General features: G+C 50.2%; 16 protein-coding genes and 3 pseudogenes. 8 read left to right on the top strand and 11 right to left on the bottom strand.

Features of this window, described 5'->3' with window-relative positions:
* Nucleotides 1–151: 151 nt before the first annotated feature.
* Nucleotides 152–871 (top strand): annotated as a pseudogene (locus LU633_RS11975) (IS5 family transposase); the annotation flags it as partial.
* Nucleotides 872–924: 53 nt separating this feature from the next.
* Nucleotides 925–1,622, top strand: a protein-coding gene (locus LU633_RS11965) for an IS1 family transposase (protein WP_233481912.1) whose coding sequence is annotated in 2 segments (ribosomal slippage) — nucleotides 925–1,174 and nucleotides 1,174–1,622 — 699 coding nt in all. Because the reading frame shifts where the segments join, the coding sequence is not laid out codon by codon here.
* A 264-nt stretch (nucleotides 1,623–1,886) separates the two neighbouring features.
* Here LU633_RS11965 and LU633_RS11960 read toward each other — a convergent pair.
* The 3 genes from LU633_RS11960 to LU633_RS11950 form a co-directional block, all read right to left on the bottom strand.
* Nucleotides 1,887–2,330, bottom strand: a complete 444-nt coding sequence (locus LU633_RS11960) for a YcgN family cysteine cluster protein (protein ID WP_016192461.1) — start codon at nucleotides 2,328–2,330, stop codon at nucleotides 1,887–1,889.
* 63 nt (nucleotides 2,331–2,393) lie between these two features.
* Nucleotides 2,394–3,053, bottom strand: a complete 660-nt coding sequence (locus tag LU633_RS11955) for a fumarylacetoacetate hydrolase family protein (RefSeq protein ID WP_016192460.1) — start codon at nucleotides 3,051–3,053, stop codon at nucleotides 2,394–2,396.
* A gap of 248 nt (nucleotides 3,054–3,301) precedes the next feature.
* Nucleotides 3,302–3,577, bottom strand: coding sequence for a YcgL domain-containing protein (locus LU633_RS11950; RefSeq protein WP_016192459.1), 276 nt, complete (start codon nucleotides 3,575–3,577; stop codon nucleotides 3,302–3,304).
* 157 nt (nucleotides 3,578–3,734) lie between these two features.
* Between LU633_RS11950 and minC the strand changes: the two genes are divergently transcribed.
* The 3 genes from minC to minE are packed head-to-tail and all read left to right on the top strand — an operon-like array spanning nucleotide 3,735 to nucleotide 5,552.
* Nucleotides 3,735–4,427 (top strand): septum site-determining protein MinC, encoded by a 693-nt coding sequence (gene minC / locus LU633_RS11945; RefSeq protein ID WP_016192458.1) that lies wholly within the window; start codon nucleotides 3,735–3,737, stop codon nucleotides 4,425–4,427.
* A gap of 39 nt (nucleotides 4,428–4,466) precedes the next feature.
* Nucleotides 4,467–5,279 (top strand): septum site-determining protein MinD, encoded by an 813-nt coding sequence (gene minD, locus LU633_RS11940; protein ID WP_016192457.1) that lies wholly within the window; start codon nucleotides 4,467–4,469, stop codon nucleotides 5,277–5,279.
* Nucleotides 5,280–5,282: 3 nt separating this feature from the next.
* On the top strand, nucleotides 5,283–5,552 hold the full coding sequence (gene minE / locus LU633_RS11935; RefSeq protein ID WP_016192456.1) for a cell division topological specificity factor MinE: 270 nt from the start codon (nucleotides 5,283–5,285) through the stop codon (nucleotides 5,550–5,552).
* Between the two features lie 51 nt (nucleotides 5,553–5,603).
* Here minE and rnd read toward each other — a convergent pair whose 3' ends face one another.
* The 5 genes and pseudogenes from rnd to LU633_RS11910 form a co-directional block, all read right to left on the bottom strand.
* Nucleotides 5,604–6,722 (bottom strand): ribonuclease D, encoded by a 1,119-nt coding sequence (gene rnd, locus LU633_RS11930; protein ID WP_016192455.1) that lies wholly within the window; start codon nucleotides 6,720–6,722, stop codon nucleotides 5,604–5,606.
* A gap of 98 nt (nucleotides 6,723–6,820) precedes the next feature.
* Nucleotides 6,821–8,509, bottom strand: a pseudogene (gene fadD, locus LU633_RS11925) (long-chain-fatty-acid--CoA ligase FadD).
* A 213-nt stretch (nucleotides 8,510–8,722) separates the two neighbouring features.
* Entirely contained in the window at nucleotides 8,723–9,319 is a 597-nt protein-coding gene (locus LU633_RS11920; RefSeq protein WP_016192454.1) for a Slp family lipoprotein, read from the bottom strand.
* Between the two features lie 114 nt (nucleotides 9,320–9,433).
* The gene (gene tsaB, locus LU633_RS11915; RefSeq protein ID WP_016192453.1) at nucleotides 9,434–10,132 is read right to left on the bottom strand and encodes a tRNA (adenosine(37)-N6)-threonylcarbamoyltransferase complex dimerization subunit type 1 TsaB; all 699 of its coding nucleotides are present in this window, start codon (nucleotides 10,130–10,132) and stop codon (nucleotides 9,434–9,436) included.
* Between the two features lie 60 nt (nucleotides 10,133–10,192).
* Nucleotides 10,193–12,103: an ATP-dependent DNA helicase gene (locus tag LU633_RS11910; protein ID WP_016192452.1), complete on the bottom strand. Its 1,911-nt coding sequence runs from the start codon at nucleotides 12,101–12,103 to the stop codon at nucleotides 10,193–10,195.
* Nucleotides 12,104–12,386: 283 nt separating this feature from the next.
* On the opposite strand from LU633_RS11910, the gene LU633_RS11905 reads away from it, so the two are divergent.
* Nucleotides 12,387–12,731, top strand: a complete 345-nt coding sequence (locus LU633_RS11905; protein ID WP_016192451.1) for a RidA family protein — start codon at nucleotides 12,387–12,389, stop codon at nucleotides 12,729–12,731.
* Between the two features lie 9 nt (nucleotides 12,732–12,740).
* On the opposite strand, the gene LU633_RS11900 is transcribed toward LU633_RS11905, so the two are convergent.
* The 3 genes from LU633_RS11900 to LU633_RS11890 form a co-directional block, all read right to left on the bottom strand.
* Complete coding sequence (locus LU633_RS11900) at nucleotides 12,741–13,385, bottom strand: hypothetical protein (RefSeq protein WP_016192450.1); 645 nt, start codon at nucleotides 13,383–13,385, stop codon at nucleotides 12,741–12,743.
* A 122-nt stretch (nucleotides 13,386–13,507) separates the two neighbouring features.
* Entirely contained in the window at nucleotides 13,508–13,711 is a 204-nt protein-coding gene (locus LU633_RS11895; RefSeq protein ID WP_152664151.1) for a hypothetical protein, read from the bottom strand.
* 37 nt (nucleotides 13,712–13,748) lie between these two features.
* Nucleotides 13,749–13,934, bottom strand: a complete 186-nt coding sequence (locus LU633_RS11890; RefSeq protein ID WP_016192448.1) for a YoaH family protein — start codon at nucleotides 13,932–13,934, stop codon at nucleotides 13,749–13,751.
* A 111-nt stretch (nucleotides 13,935–14,045) separates the two neighbouring features.
* On the opposite strand from LU633_RS11890, the gene pabB reads away from it, so the two are divergent.
* Complete coding sequence (gene pabB / locus LU633_RS11885) at nucleotides 14,046–15,410, top strand: aminodeoxychorismate synthase component 1 (RefSeq protein WP_016192447.1); 1,365 nt, start codon at nucleotides 14,046–14,048, stop codon at nucleotides 15,408–15,410.
* Nucleotides 15,403–15,835, top strand: a pseudogene (locus LU633_RS11880) (CoA pyrophosphatase); the annotation flags it as partial. The gene pabB and the pseudogene LU633_RS11880, both read left to right, overlap by 8 nt.
* Nucleotides 15,836–15,865 lie beyond the last annotated feature (30 nt).

The following is a 15,865-nucleotide window of genomic DNA, read 5'->3' as shown; positions in this document are numbered from 1 at the left end:
CTAAAACGCCACTCAGGCAAGCATACAAAATGATACGAAGCATATAAAAGCCTGTCCCAAAAGGCGTCATCGTATAATGCATCCCGGTCATATCTGAGGGCAAAGTATGGCAGGCAGTAAAGGGCAGATTAGCGATTAACTCCGGGACAAAATCGCTCCGCTTATCCCGGAACACAAAACCCGCCACCCTCCGGGTACGCGCCGAAAACGTGTTGATAATCGGGCCGCAATGAACGCCATTTTCTTCATCCCCAGAACAGCCTGTCAGTGGAATGCACTCAATGCCACAGGGATAGGTTCATCAGATTCTGCGCACCGGCGCTTCCGGGAACGGAGAGACGCAGGTGTCTTCGGGCGTTTCTGGCAGAACGGATTACTGGCCTGTGAACACCCGGACGGCACGGACTGCTCATGGTTGTCGGTGGATGGCGGTATGACAACATCACCGCTGCCGGGACAAAAAAACAGGACGCAACACCACGGACAGAGGGAAACAGGGCGTAAAGCCCACTCTGATGACAGATACCGGAGGGCTTCCTCTGTCACGGGGCGCCGCAGCAGCAGACAGGCATGACATCAAACTGGTGGCGGACACACCCGGTGCTCTTCAGACGGGGCGTCCGGGGGCAAAAAACCGTACTCTGCCCGGACAAAGGCGACGAAGCACCCGGGCAAAACAGACCAGCTGGGCCGTCGTGACGAGCCTTATATCCCGCCCCGTAAAGAGGAATGAGATGCCAGCAAAACCACGAGCTTCAGGGCCCGTCGCCGGGCCGTCGGGAGGACGCACAGCCGGATGAACCGGTTTCGCCGGCTCCTGACCCGACGGGAAAAGACGCCTGAGAATGACGGGGTCCTGTTGCGTTTTTCCGGTCGTGACGCAGACTTGCTGATCACGTATGCTTTGCGCTTTGGATGTAACATATGGCTAAAGTTGATGTCGTCTGCCCTCAGTGCAATGAAACTCATGCTGTACGATGTAACGGACATTCAGCATCCGGTGCCCAACGTTACATCTGCAAGCATTGTTCAAAGACCTTTCAGCTCAACTTTAGCTACTCCGGTGCCAAACCAGACACACACCAGACCATTGTTAATATGGCCATGAATGGTTACGGATGTCGCGATACCGCACGGGTTCTCGGTATCAGCCTCAATACGGTTCTGCGACACGTAAAAAAATTTCGCCAAAGCAGGTAGCTGAGAATATCGACCCCGAAACGGAGGTTGTTATCTGCTGTGAAGCCGGTGAACAATGGTCTTACGTGCGGTGTAAAAGCAATCCCCGGTGGTTGTTCTATGCTTATGACCGTATCCGCAAACGTGCTCTGGCCCATGTCTTCGGCCCGAGAAATGCCCCGACCCTGCGACGATTGCTGGCCCTGTTAAGCAAATTTAACATTGCCTTTTATATGACAGATGCCTGGCCGGTTTATAAAGTTCTGTTAAGTGCAACAGGCCACGTGGTGAGCAAGAAATATACCCAACGGACAGAACGACATAATCTTAATCTTCGCACACATATCAAACGACTGACTCGTAGAACAATTTGCTTTTCGAAGTCAGAGGAAATGCACGATAAGATCATCGGTTGGTATCTTACTCTTCATCATTATCAATAAATCTGCGTCACGACCCGTTTTTCGTGTGGTCTTATTGTCTGGAATAAAGCCCTGTTGAGACAGGCACTAAGACGGCAAGACAACGGGTTAATAAGCGCAACGTATTTAATTATTTTGTGCGCTCTCGGAATAAGGCCACCTTTACGGGCAGCGCCAGCATCGATTTTAAAGAACCGTTCGGCCAATGATATGAGACGGTCTGCGCTGGCGGACTACCGCTGGTAAGTGCCTTAATGAGAATTGAAAAAACACCGTGAGTAAATTTTACCCACGTCCAGGACGGTTAATGATGTGTTCTTCCCAGTCGACGACCTCACTTTCCCTCACAGCAATATGCCTGACAGAAATACGCCCGGCATGCATTGCTGCTTTCGAACCTGTTCGAAGCGGATGCCAGGTCGGTAAATTTTTTCCTTCTGCTAATACCCGATAGGCACAACTTGGCGGTAACCAGGAAAATGTCGGCAAGTTTTCACGGGTTAACTTGATGCAGTCTTCTTCATACTCAAAGCGACGCTCATAGTTGCGACATTGACAGGTTTTTATGTTCAGCTGGTTGCAGGCAACGTTGGTGAAATAGATTTCATCCGTGTGCGCATCCTGTAATTTATTAAGACAGCACTGACCGCAGCCATCACATAAGGATTCCCATTCCTTATCGCTCATTTGTTCCAGTGTTTTCCACTGCCAGAAAGGGGTTTCAGTCATGCTTGTGTCCCGTTGATAAAAGCCCGCACCTCGTAAACAATTCGGGCATAACATGCAAGTTCTCTATAAAACGCGGGTTGCAACGCCATGGTCGCCGAATGAGATTTCAAGTTTATCACCCGAAACCATCGGGCCGACACCTCCGGGCGTCCCTGTTAGCACAACATCTCCGGCGCGCAGCGTGAAGAACCGATTCATATAGGCAATAAGAGGAAGAATTTTGTGGATCATATCCTGAGTATTACCGTGCTGACGGACTTCACCATTCACTACCAGCTTAAGCTCGGTATTCTGCAGGTTAGAGCCAAATTCGCTGGCGGGAATAAAGCCGGATACCGGACATGAATTATCAAATGCTTTTGCTTTTTCCCATGGCTGGCCAGCTTTCTTGCACCCTGCCTGAATATCGCGCAGCGTCAAATCCAGCGCAACGCCATAGCCAGCAATGGCTTTTGCAATACTCTCTTCTGTCGCTTGTTTCAGTGGCGAACCAATTAACACCGCCAGTTCGACTTCATGGTGTACAGCACCTAAATCCTTTGGAATTGACAGCGGCTGGCGTATATCACAAAGCGCGGTTTCGGGTTTGATGAATATGACGGGTTCAACAGGTGTGGCATTGCCCATCTCAAGAATATGCTTTGCGTAATTACTGCCAACGCAAACTACCTTACTTACCGGATAGTCTAACAACGCGCCCTGCCAGTTATGATGCTGATACATACCGTTATCCTGCCTGTGATAAGAGTGGATGGTCGCTCAATAAAATTACTTTGCAGACGCGGCTGAAATCATTTATACGTCAGCATGATAAAAAAGTCAGTATACTACCCCCGACCCCAACAGCAATGATACCTTTTGAGATGAGTCCTGGCCGAAATTGTAATTATGTTCGCAGCTGGCAGATAAAATAGTTTGCGATTGTGTGCGAAACAGGCCAGATAGAAAATATGTCGGCTGACATTTCACGATTAATTATTTTTATCTTTTCCCGTATGAAGCTTGAGTAGATTTTCAACGGGTGGTGGCACCTGCAAATAATAGCCCTGCTCATTGATCGCCATTTTTACTTTGCTTAAATCAGCCTTGGCAAGGCTTTTAGAGCCGTCAAGAGGTAACAACATCACTAACTCTGGCTGGCCAAAACCCTGCAGAAGCTCAGTCGGTACACGGCTGAAATCGTCTTTTTTTTCAACATACAGATAAGTCTGGTCGCGTCTGGTGCTTCTGTAGATTGCACAATACATATTTTTATCCGAACTAACCCTGGATGGTCACTTGCCTGAATATAACAGTAACTATAACATGCTTGCAGAACTTAAGAATATTGTCCCATCGCGATTAACAGCCTTAGTGGTAAAATAATTTAGCGGGGATATAAAATAACAGGACTGAGCGCAACAGATGTCACAAACGCCAATTGAGTTGAAAGGCAGCAGCTTTACCCTGTCTGTTGTTCATTTACACCATAATGACCCGACTTTAGTTCAACAGGCATTAGCGGACAAAATCAGTCAGGCTCCGGCTTTTTTGAAAAATGCCCCGGTAGTGCTCAATGTTGCCTCATTGAACGGTGAGTCAAACTGGCTGCAACTACAGCAGGCGGTTACGTCCACCGGACTTCACATTGTTGGCGTCAGCGGATGTAAAAATGAACAGCTCAAGAGTGACATAATCCGTGCCGGCCTGCCCATTCTGGCGGAAGGCAAAGAGCAGAAAAAAAGCGCTGATACTGTCGAACCTGTTAACCACCCTACCCCATTCGCCGTCAAAACCCGGATTGTCAACACACCGGTCCGTTCCGGCCAGCAGATTTATGCTAAAAACAGCGACCTGATCGTCACCAATAGCGTCAGCGCCGGTGCCGAACTGGTTGCCGATGGTAATATTCATATTTATGGCACGATGCGTGGCCGGGCACTGGCAGGAGCCAGCGGTGAACACGATAGTCAGATTTTTTGTACAAGCCTGTCAGCAGAGTTAGTTTCTATAGCCGGTGAATACTGGATTATGGATCAAATTCCTGGTGAATTTTTCGGAAAAGCGTCGCGTCTTTGCTTAAAAGACGGCAACCTGTCAATACAGCCACTGAACTGAACAGGTTTACCCGCCCTATTTTCTTAAGGAAATTATTTTATGGCACGCATTATTGTAGTGACTTCAGGTAAAGGAGGCGTGGGCAAAACCACGTCCAGCGCGGCCATCGCTACCGGTTTAGCCCAGAAAGGTAAAAAAACCGTGGTGATCGATTTTGATATCGGTCTGCGTAATCTTGATTTAATAATGGGTTGTGAGCGCCGCGTCGTCTATGATTTTGTCAACGTTATCCAGGGTGATGTCACGCTTAATCAGGCTTTAATCAAAGACAAACGCACTGAAAATCTCTACATTCTTCCCGCTTCTCAGACACGCGATAAAGATGCACTGACGCGTGATGGCGTGGAGAAAGTGCTGAATGAACTTGACAAGATGGATTTCGACTTTATTGTTTGTGATTCGCCAGCAGGCATTGAAACAGGCGCGCTGATGGCGCTCTATTTTGCCGATGAGGCAATTATCACCACCAATCCTGAAGTCTCTTCTGTTCGCGACTCTGATCGCATTCTGGGCATTCTTTCTTCCAAATCCCGCCGCGCCGAAAATGGACAAGACCCCATTAAAGAACACTTGTTGCTTACACGCTACAATCCCGGACGCGTAAACCGTGGCGATATGTTAAGCATGGAAGATGTACTGGAGATCCTACGCATCCCTCTGGCTGGCGTTATTCCTGAAGATCAGTCGGTGCTGCGTGCATCGAATCAGGGAGAGCCTGTTATCCTCGATGCTGAATCTGACGCAGGTAAAGCCTATGCTGATACCGTTGACCGTCTTCTTGGAGAAGAACGCCCCTTCCGCTTCATTGAGGAAGAAAAGAAGGGTTTCCTGAAACGTCTGTTTGGGGGATAAACCATGGCCCTACTTGATTTCTTTTTATCCCGTAAAAAGAACACAGCTAACATTGCCAAGGAACGGCTGCAAATCATTGTGGCAGAGCGCAGACGGGGTGACAGCGAACCCCATTATCTGCCACAGTTGAAAAAAGATCTTCTTGAGGTTATCTGTAAATACGTGAAGATCGATCCAGAGATGCTCAGTGTCAAACTGGATCAAAAAGACGATGATATTTCGATTCTTGAACTGAACGTCACACTTCCCGAGGCGGAAGAAACGCCAAAATGATCCCTTTTCTGTTTTAATTTTCCCCTGCAAATACGCAGGGGAACCCGTTTTTTATTCTGGCAGAATTTCACGAATGCCATTTTGCAACAGTTCTCCGCGCCAGCCATCAAGCAGTTCAGGTCTGTTATCGCATGGCTTCAGTGCCCAGTGCCAACTTAGTAACTGATTGATTTGCCTGCGTGAAGCCAGTAGTTCCGGACTGATTCCCTTCTTTTCTGCCACTTCCACTACCAATCCTTTCAATGATTTAAAAATTTGCTTATAACCCGGATGGTCTATCAGATTATTGAGCGCAGCGGGTAACTGACTTTCATCCAGCGCATTCGCCTCGTTAACCATCGCTACCAGCGTTTTGCCATGCAGGCGAATCTCCTGTCCTGACAGTCCCAGATGATCCAGCTCACCCAGCGTTCCAGGCATAAATCGAGCCACTTTCCATAAGTTTTCTTCGCGCACAACGAAATTAACGGCCATATCTTTTTCACGAGCCAGCTCAAGGCGCCAGGCGGCCAGCAATCTTAACGCTGCCAGCTGACGGGGCCTTAGCTGCCAGGCATTGGTAATATCGCGCCATGCCTCCCCAGGTTCGACAATCCTCTGACGACGCACACAAAGCAATTCGCATTCGTTAAGGGCAGAACCCAGGCTGCCGGAAGCCTGTGCTTCTTTTATCAGGCTATGCGCTATCGGCAACAAATACCAGACATCGGCCGCCGCATACTGACACTGTTTTTCCGTCAGCGGGCGCGCCAACCAGTCAGTACGGGATTCGCTTTTATCCAGCACAATGCCGGTAAATGATTCCACCAGGGTAGCAAAACCACATGAAAGCGGTCGCCCGTTAAAGGCAGCGAGGATTTGCGTATCAATCATCGGCTCTGGCAGCAAACCAAATTCATGCAGAAAAAGTTCCAGATCTTCACTCGCTGCATGCAGAAACTTGGTGATATTATGGTTAGCCAGCAAATGGCGAAAGGGTGCCCACTCCGTAATAGTTAATGGATCAATTAGCGAGATGTGCTCACCGTCAAAAAGTTGGATCAGTCCTGGGCCGGGATAATAAGTACGTGTGCGAACAAACTCCGTGTCCAGCGCCACAGCAGTTACCCGGCTCGCCACCAGGCAACATTCGGCCAGCGCTTCATTAGTGGTTATTAAAGTGTAATTCAACATGGTCCTCTCGCTACAACGTCTGCATCTCTCTGCATGACTCAGTAAAAACGCCGGTGTATCACCGGCGTTTTTATAAACTTAAATAACAGAGTGTGTCACACTGCTCTTAACGACTTTATCGCCTCTTCACGTAATTCGCGTCGCAAAATTTTACCAACGTTGGTCTTGGGTAAATCATCGCGAAACTCAACAACCTTCGGAACCTTATAGCCGGTCAGATTTTTCTTGCACTGTACCAGTAATTCTTCAGCGGTCAGCGAAGCATTTTTTTACCACGCAAACTTTAACGATTTCACCTGCCACGTCACTGGGAACACCGATTGCCGCGGCCTCACGAACTTTCGGATGTGACATCAAAACGTCTTCAATCTCATTAGGATAAACGTTAAAACCGGAGACCAGGATCATATCCTTCTTGCGGTCTACAATCCGAATAAAACCTGCGGAGTCAACGTTAACAATATCACCGCTGTGAAGCCATCCATTTTTTAATACTTCATCAGTCGCATCAGGACGTTGCCAGTAGCCTGACATCACCTGGGTTCCTTTAATACAGAGTTCCCCCGGTTCGCCTTCAGCCACTTCTTCATCCCGATCGTTGACCAGTTTGATATCCGTTGACGGTACCGACAAGCCAATGCTGCCATCGTGATGGCGAATATCATAAGGATTGACCGAGACCAGCGTAGCACATTCAGTCAGCCCATAGCCCTCAAGTAAATAGTGCCCGGTCAGTTTTTCCCACCGTTCGGCCACGACTTTATGCACCGCCATTCCCCCGGCAGCCGAAAAGTTCAGGTGAGAAAAATCGAGCTGCTGAAAATCTTTGTTATTCAGCAGCGCATTAAAGAGCGTATTCACACCGGTGATGGCGGTAAAGCGGGCCTTCGCCATCTCCCTCACCATCCCAAGAATATCACGTGGGTTGGTAATCAACAGGTTAGCACCGCCAAGACCAATAAATAACAGGAAGTTAACGGTAAGCGCAAAAATATGGTAAAGCGGCAGAAGCGTCACTATCGTTTCGCCCCCCTCTCTTAGCAACGGTCCATAAATTGCTCTGGTTTGCTCAATATTGGCCTGCATATTACGATGGGTAAGCTTTGCCCCTTTCGCCACGCCGGTTGTTCCGCCGGTATATTGCAGGAAAGCCAAATCATCGCTGATTATTTCTGGCCGCTGATAGACTAACTGAGCACCCAAACGTAAGACGTTGCGAAAAGAAATGGCATCAGGCAAATGATAGTGAGGAACCATGCGCTTGATATACTTCACGACAAAGTTAAGAAGCGATGCCCTGGCAAGTGAGAGTTGGTCCCCCAGACGGGTAACAATTACATGTTTTAACTGGGTTCTTTCCACCACTTTTTCCAGCGTGTGGGCAAAATTTGACACGATAACGATCACACAGGCACCGCTGTCATTTAGCTGGTGTTCAAGTTCACGTGGCGTGTAGAGAGGATTCACATTGACGACAATCAGGCCCGCCCGTAGCACCCCCAACCGGGCAACCGGGCAACCGGGCACTGCAACAGGTTTGGCATCATCAAAGCAACCGTGTCACCTTTTTTCAGCTTCAGCGTCTGTTGCAGATAGGTAGCAAAAGCCCGGCTTCGCCCCTCAAGCTCACGATAACTCAGGGTCTGGCCCATATTGATGAAAGCAGGTTTATCACCGTAACGTTTTGTAGCTTGCTCAAACAAATCAACAAGAGATATATAACGGTCAGCACTGATTTCTGCCGGAACATCTGAGGGGTAGCGGTTTAACCAAACCTTATTCAAGAATACACCTCGGAAATGATTATTTACTGTCATCACAATCGTCTTCCGGCATCACTATTAACATTACTTTAACGCAGCGTAACCGTTCGCCTGTTTATCTGTAATTAAGGTTGCGAAGCACATCACTAATTTTATTGTATGTCAGACTCAGTCTGTAAAAATAAACCCGGCAGTTTAACAACAACTGCCGGGTTTTCATCCCGCCATCTCTGCTTACTCTGTCAGAATTGTCTGAACCTGAGCAGGTACCTGAGTGTAAAAACCGCCCGGTGGTGGCCCCCAGTATCCACCATGATGATGCCCGGGCCGAGGGCCGTACCAAATCCAGGGGTCAACAGGCTGCGGCGGCGTAATAATTTGTTGAGTCAAATGCCAGCGCTGATAACCATTAACCTTGATGGTAACAAAATTATAGGATGCTTCACCGATCTGTCCTTTTTCCGTACCCGTAATAATCCCTACCACAGTAACCATCTGTCCATTGAAGTCCACCGGGTCAGCAAAGCCTTTAATATCAGCATAAATTCTGCCCGTCGATGGACTGCCCAGGACTGGTCGCGCCGTGTCATCAAGCGGCATCCCCGCGATTTCAAGTCGGGTGACGCCATTTTTGTTAGTGACTTTCACCACTTTACCGCCAAAGCGGGATTCCTGACCGATATAAAGCTGCGGTGCATTCATGACCCTGACTAAATCCTGCTGTGGTGTCGGCGACGTTCCCCGAACAGAATCCGGTACGCTGGCGCAGCCAGCCAGCAAGACCGCAAGCAAAACTAAACTTCCAAACTGCAATGACATACGTTTACGCATAGTATTTTCCCTGTTAGCGAAAGCTTTGGCTGTGGCACAGATAATTAGTTGCGTAGCACATCATCAGTACCAACACAGCATAAATTGATACCATTTTTATACACAGCCCGCGACTTATTCCCGACCCGGTAATTTCTTCCATGTAACCTCATTGCGCAGATACGTCGGCTCTGCTTGTGCAGCCTCAATCGTTTTTCCCGCCGCGAGGGTAGCAGCAGCAAGCGGCAGCATATCTTCCGCACAGGGTAATATCACCTCCGTAGCGTTTAACGTCAGTTCCGATCTGCTTTCTGTAAGAGAAGGCCAGGCAGCCCAACCGGTTCCCACCCTTGCCCAGTCACCTGTCAGCTTTGCCATACGCTGCCGTGCCGTTTCCGGCTTCAGCACCGCCTCGGTCTCTTCGCCCTGCCAGTTACCCTGTTCATCACGAATATATTCTGCCCAATAAACTTCACCCATTCGTGCATCAATAGCAGCCAGCACCCGGCTTGTACCATGCAGTCGCCAGGCGCTTTGTGCCATCGTTTTCAGCGTTGACACACCGATCATGGGCAACCCGGCGCCAAACGCCAGGCCCTGCCCAATACCGACGGCAATTCGCACACCGGTAAAACTTCCCGGCCCACGGCCAAAAGCAAGAGCATCAAGGTCGGTAAGCGAGATTTGGCATTCACTGAGGATATGTTGAACCACAGGCAAAATCCGCTGGGTATGCTCACGAGCGCACAACTCAAAGTGTGCCGTGACTTTTTTATCAATCAGCAGCGCGACCGAACAGGCCTCTGTTGCCGTATCAATAGCCAAAATCCGCATGGAAGTAGATACCTCAGGAAGGAAAAATTCGCCGCGCAGCATAGCACACTGTCCTGCAAATTACTGTTGAGGTGATGAGGTCAAAAAAGCGATTGCCCGTTCGAGATCGCGGGTGCGGGGTGCTGGCGGCAGGCTGTTAAGGAAGACAGCCCCGTAAGGGCGCATCACCAGACGGTTATCACATATAACCAGTACGCCTCTGTCATCAACGTCACGAATTAAGCGTCCCACTCCTTGTTTTAATGTAATGACGGCGTCAGGCAACTGCACATCGTCAAAGGGATCGCCGCCACGCAGTTTGCAATCTTCCATCCTGGCTTTCAGCAGTGGATCGTCTGGTGACGCGAACGGTAGTTTGTCAATAATCACCAGAGATAACACATCCCCCCGCACGTCAACCCCCTCCCAGAAACTGCTGGTCGCCACCAGCAGCGCATTCCCGGCGGCCACAAACTGTTTGAGCAGCTGTCCTTTACTGGTTTCGCCCTGTAACAATACGGGTAAAGTGAGTAAAGCTCTGAACTGCTCTGCCAGATCTCTCATCATCTGACGGGAGGTACACAGCAGGAAGCAACGACCATTGTTGGCCTCGATCAATGGTAAAAGCATTCTGGCCATCTGCTGCACACCTCCGGCCTGATTCAGCGCCGGCAAATTTCTTGGCACGTACAGCAGGGCCTGTCGGGAAAAATCAAAAGGGCTGCTGAGAATAAGTGTTGCTGCCTGGCGCACGCCAAGTCGCTCAACAAAATGAGTCATTTGTTCATTGACCGACAGCGTGGCGGAAGTGAAGATCCAACTGGCAGGACGCTCATCCATGACTTCACGAAAGCGTTCAGCAACCGACAGCGGCGTCAGCGCCAATACAAAATGGCGCACATGGCATTCATACCAGTAGCTGAATCCCGGCTGCGCCACGTCCTTGAGCCGGCGTAGTCTGCTGCGGTAGAGTGCGGCGCGCTCAAAGGCGGCATCCAGCAATGCGGAGCGCCCCAGCGCCATTTTTGCCACGTCGTAACACAGTTCCAGCGCATCATCCAGCAATAGCAGCGTGCGCTGAATAGCGGGATTATTCAACAGATCGCGCAGGTTGCCGCGAAAACCCGGTTCCCCTAACGCCAGTCTGAAATCCTGCGTACTTTGTGCCAGACGGTCTGCAGACTTCAGTAGCTGTTGCATATCGCGAATTTCAGTTCGGTAGGCAATGGTAATATCTTTGGCAAGGTCCAACAGCTGCTTGCTAGAAATTTGCTGTCCGAAATACTGGCTGGCAATATCCGGCACCTGGTGGGCCTCATCGAAGATCATCACGTCGGCCTGGGGGATAAGCTCGGCAAAACCGCTCTCCTTTACCACCATATCCGCCAGGAACAGGTGGTGATTCACCACCACCACATCGGCATCCATCGCTCTGCGACGCGCTTTGACGACAAAACAATCCTGATATTGTGGGCAATCGCTGCCCAGACAGTTGTCGTTAGTACTGGTCACCAGCGGCCACAACAGGCTGTCCTCAGTGACACCGCCACAGGTACTGATATCGCCATCTTGCGTTTCTGCCGACCAACTGCGCAGATGCACCAGATCGCTCATCGCCTGAGCGACCAGCTCGCCTCCCGCCATTGACTGTTGCTCAAGTCGCTCCAGGCACAAATAGTTAGCGCGTCCTTTAAGCAACGCCAGCCTGCCCTTAAATTTCAGCGCAGCTGCAACGGTGGGTAAATCACGATTGTAGAGTTGATCCTGCAACGCTTTAGAACCGGTGGAAACGATGACTTTTTTACCAGAGCGCAACGCCGGGGCAAGATAGGCATAGGTTTTACCTGTGCCGGTTCCTGCTTCAACAACCAACTCCTGTTTATTCTCGATCGCCTGACGCACCGCATCTGCCATCAGGCCCTGAGGCTCGCGCGGTCTGAATCCGTTAATCGCCTGCGCCAGTGCGCCATCTGCTGCAAAATCGTCTGCCAATTTATCCTCACCGCCACGAAAAAAACGCCGCCATTATGTCAGTCCGACCGAACGAAGCAAAGTCGTTAAAATCGAGTGAACAGCATCATAATCACTGTAATTTTCTGATAAATAATGTTTATGTCCTTTATCGTGTATCGTGACTAATTTTCTGTTATTACTGTGTTCACCTCACGCATCGCCAGCATTTTTTCGTCAGGCTATCCGAACCCTGCGTATTAGCAAACGCCGGGCATTTATGGCAGGCTTGTAGCCTGGCCCCCAAATCGTTCAAGGGAAAATAATGAGTATTGAACGTCTCGATCCTGAACATCGTATGTCGGAAGCAGTGGTACACAATGACACCATCTATTACACCAGCGTGCCGGAAAACCTTGATGAAGATGCCCACGCGCAAACCGCCAACGCCCTTGCCGTGATTGACCGCACACTGGCTCGTTTAGGCTCAGATAAAAGCCGCATCCTTGACGCCACTATTTTTCTGGTTGATAAAGACGATTTCCCGGCAATGAATCGCGCCTGGGATACTTGGGTTTCCCCCGGCAACGCACCGGTGCGCTGCACCGTTCAGGCAGGATTAATGAACCCAAACTATCGCGTAGAAATTAAGATTGTCGCTGCCAGATAGTGCGTTACTTCAGCGTAACAAGGTAAAAAGTGCCCTTTTGCTTTCGTAGGAAGTAAAAACACAAAGCACTTCATGATGACATCCTGCCACCACATGGAGCCTGTGTGCCGCCTGCAGTTTAAGCGCTTCGCGGTCATACCGGGAAAAATTGATGCCCCGGTCTAACCGCCAGCGCCCCTGACTTATGGCAGCACAGGATTTATCAAGGATGTGTTCAGCACTGCCCAGTCCACTGCCGTGATCGTCACTCCCTCCAAGGTAAGTTATTTCTGCCGTGCGATAGTGCTCATGTGCGCCGGCAGCACGATCATGCAAACATGTCGACACGCTTTCGATACCGTATTTCCAGCGGTTTATTGGTAGGCAGGACGTTGCCTGACATGCGTCAAACCACAGCCATGACCCAGGATCGGCGATAACATAGCATATTCGTATCCCGGCAGGATGGCGTACGAATGCCACATAATGCTGCACAAACTGTCCACCGGTGGAAAAACCGGCCAGCGTGATTTGCTGAAGGGATGGCCAGCGCTGTTTTAACTCAACCAGTAACCGATCTATTGCGGAGAATGCGCTTACTTGACCTAACGTATCAGGCAAGCCGTCGACCCAGAAATGACCGTTCCACAGCGCCTCCTTTTGGTATAGCGGCATGCAAACCGGGTGAATAACACTGTGCCGGAACCATGTCAGACACCTGAAACAACGACACGACGGCAGGAAAATTATCTGCGACAGGGTTGCCGCTGGCAGTGCGCAACGCTGCAGCCAGCGTTTTACCCCCCGTCGCGCGGATGTCCGTGCATCACAACCAGCACATAAGTGACATCGTCACTTATGTGCTGGTTACTTAGAAAATAGTGAAAGCGCTGGCCGGAATCGAGCTTAATGATTTGCTCAATCATATCCTGCGGCCATTGCGGTGAACGGGCACCGGCAAAAGAAGGGGGAGCGCTCCAGCTTAATAACAGATTGCTCAAAATGAGAAAAAACAGTCTGAATGGACTTTTAAAGCCGTTAATCCTCTTCATCTTCATCGTCAAAACGGGCAGCAATCATCGCACCGGTATGGTTCTCACGAATTTGTGCCGCCACCAGCTGAATAGCCTGGCCGCTGCTCATGCCTTGCGCGATAAGTTGTTGGATGCACTCAACAGCCTGTTGCTGTTGCTCATGGGAAAGCGCGGGTAAACCAGTAATCATTGTCTGTTCCTTTCAGGTTGTGGAAATTATCATACGCCGAACAAAGTGATGCCAATAGCAGAAAAATATGTCAGGCTTGCCGGAAAATACTGTGTCGAATCTTAAAACCCTATGTCACCTGTTTATTATCCTCTCAGCTATACCCCGGGCGCGATTGAACGGCTGTTTACTGCCGTTTCCTCAGAGCCATGGTCAATACTGCTTCACTCTGGCTTTGCTGACCACAGCGACAATCGTTTTGATATTATGGTGGCCGACCCGCTGATCACCCTGACTACTCACGGTGAAATCACCTCCGTTTGTCAGGGCGGTCATGTTATCGAAAGTCGTGAAGATCCGCTGTATTTACTGCAAAAAACCCTGCAAACCTGCCCCTTCAATGCCGATGAGCATAAGGATTATCCGTTCCAGGGCGGCGCCCTTGGCCTGTTTGGCTATGATCTGGGACGGCGCTTTGAAAATCTTCCGCAGCGGGCAACGCAGGATCTGCATACGCCCGATATGGCCATTGGCATATACGACTGGGCGTTAATTGCCGATCACCATCTAAAAAAGCTTACCCTGGTAATGCAGGATAATGGCTCTTCACGACTTATCTGGCTGGAAAACCTGCAATCAGAGCTGCCTGAACATCCTTTCAGATTGACCAGTCCGTGGGTTTCCAATATGACCCGGGAGCAGTACGGTGCGAAGTTTCGTCAGGTTCAGCAGTGGCTTCGCAGCGGTGATTGTTATCAAATCAATCTTGCGCAACGATTTCAGGCAAGCTTCAGCGGCGATGAGTGGCAGGCATTCAGACGATTAAATCAACAAAACCGCGCTCCTTTTAGTGCCTTTATCCGCCTGCCACAAAGCGCCATTCTCAGCCTCTCACCAGAGCGTTTTTTAAATCTTACTGGGGGGATCGTTGAAACCCGGCCCATCAAAGGCACGCTTCCACGTCTTGCGGATCCTGACGCCGACCGCGCACAGGCGGTTAAACTGGCACACTCAACGAAGGATCGCGCAGAAAATGTGATGATTGTCGATCTGCTGCGCAACGATATTGGCAGGGTGGCAAAACCGGGCAGCGTGACGGTACCGGAACTGTTCGTTGTCGAGCCTTTTCCTGCAGTCCATCACCTTGTCAGCACCATCACCGCCGAGCTTAAATCTGAACTCGGCGCCTGCGATTTACTGCGCGCCTGCTTCCCCGGCGGTTCCATAACCGGTGCGCCAAAGGTACGCGCAATGGAAATTATCGACGAACTGGAACCCCAAAGACGCAATGCCTGGTGTGGCAGCATTGGTTATCTCAGCGTTTGCGGCAGAATGGATACCAGTATTACTATTCGCACACTGACCGCGGAGAAGGGCCAGCTTTATTGCACGGCAGGCGGAGGAATTGTTGCGGACAGCGATGAACAGGCGGAATATCAGGAGACTTTTGATAAAGTTAACCGAATTCTTCCCTGTCTGGAAGCTCACGATGACTGACACCAATCTGACAATCGATCACTTTATTAGCCGTTTTATGTTGCAACCTCCTGAACCTGCTGCGTTATTGTGCTCAGGCCGTCAGGCAGCCGTGCTGGTGCCGGTTATTAATCGCCCGCGTCCTTCACTGCTGCTGGCACAGCGTGCCACCACACTACGAAAGCCTCCCGGTCAGGTGGCCTTTCCCGGTGGGATGAAAGACCGCGATGATGGCTCGTTAATCGCCACGGCGCTGCGCGAAACACACGAGGAAGTTGCCATCTATCCTGACACAGTAACGTATGCTGGGTGTGCTGCCTGCCGTGACCAGCAGCAGCGGTTTTCAGGTCACACCCGTGGTCGGTATTTTGCCACAGGACCTGCAATGGCGGGCCAGCGATGATGAAGTTGAGTCGGTATTTGAAATGCCCTTACGGGTGGGATTAGTAACCCCGTAGCCACCTAAGTGACTACGG

Origin of the sequence: Erwinia tracheiphila, from assembly GCF_021365465.1 — a bacterium.
GTDB classification, from domain to species: Bacteria; Pseudomonadota; Gammaproteobacteria; order Enterobacterales; family Enterobacteriaceae; genus Erwinia; species Erwinia tracheiphila.
The sequence above is the reverse complement of the archived record's forward strand: the minus strand, read 5'-3'. Positions and strand labels throughout refer to the sequence as shown.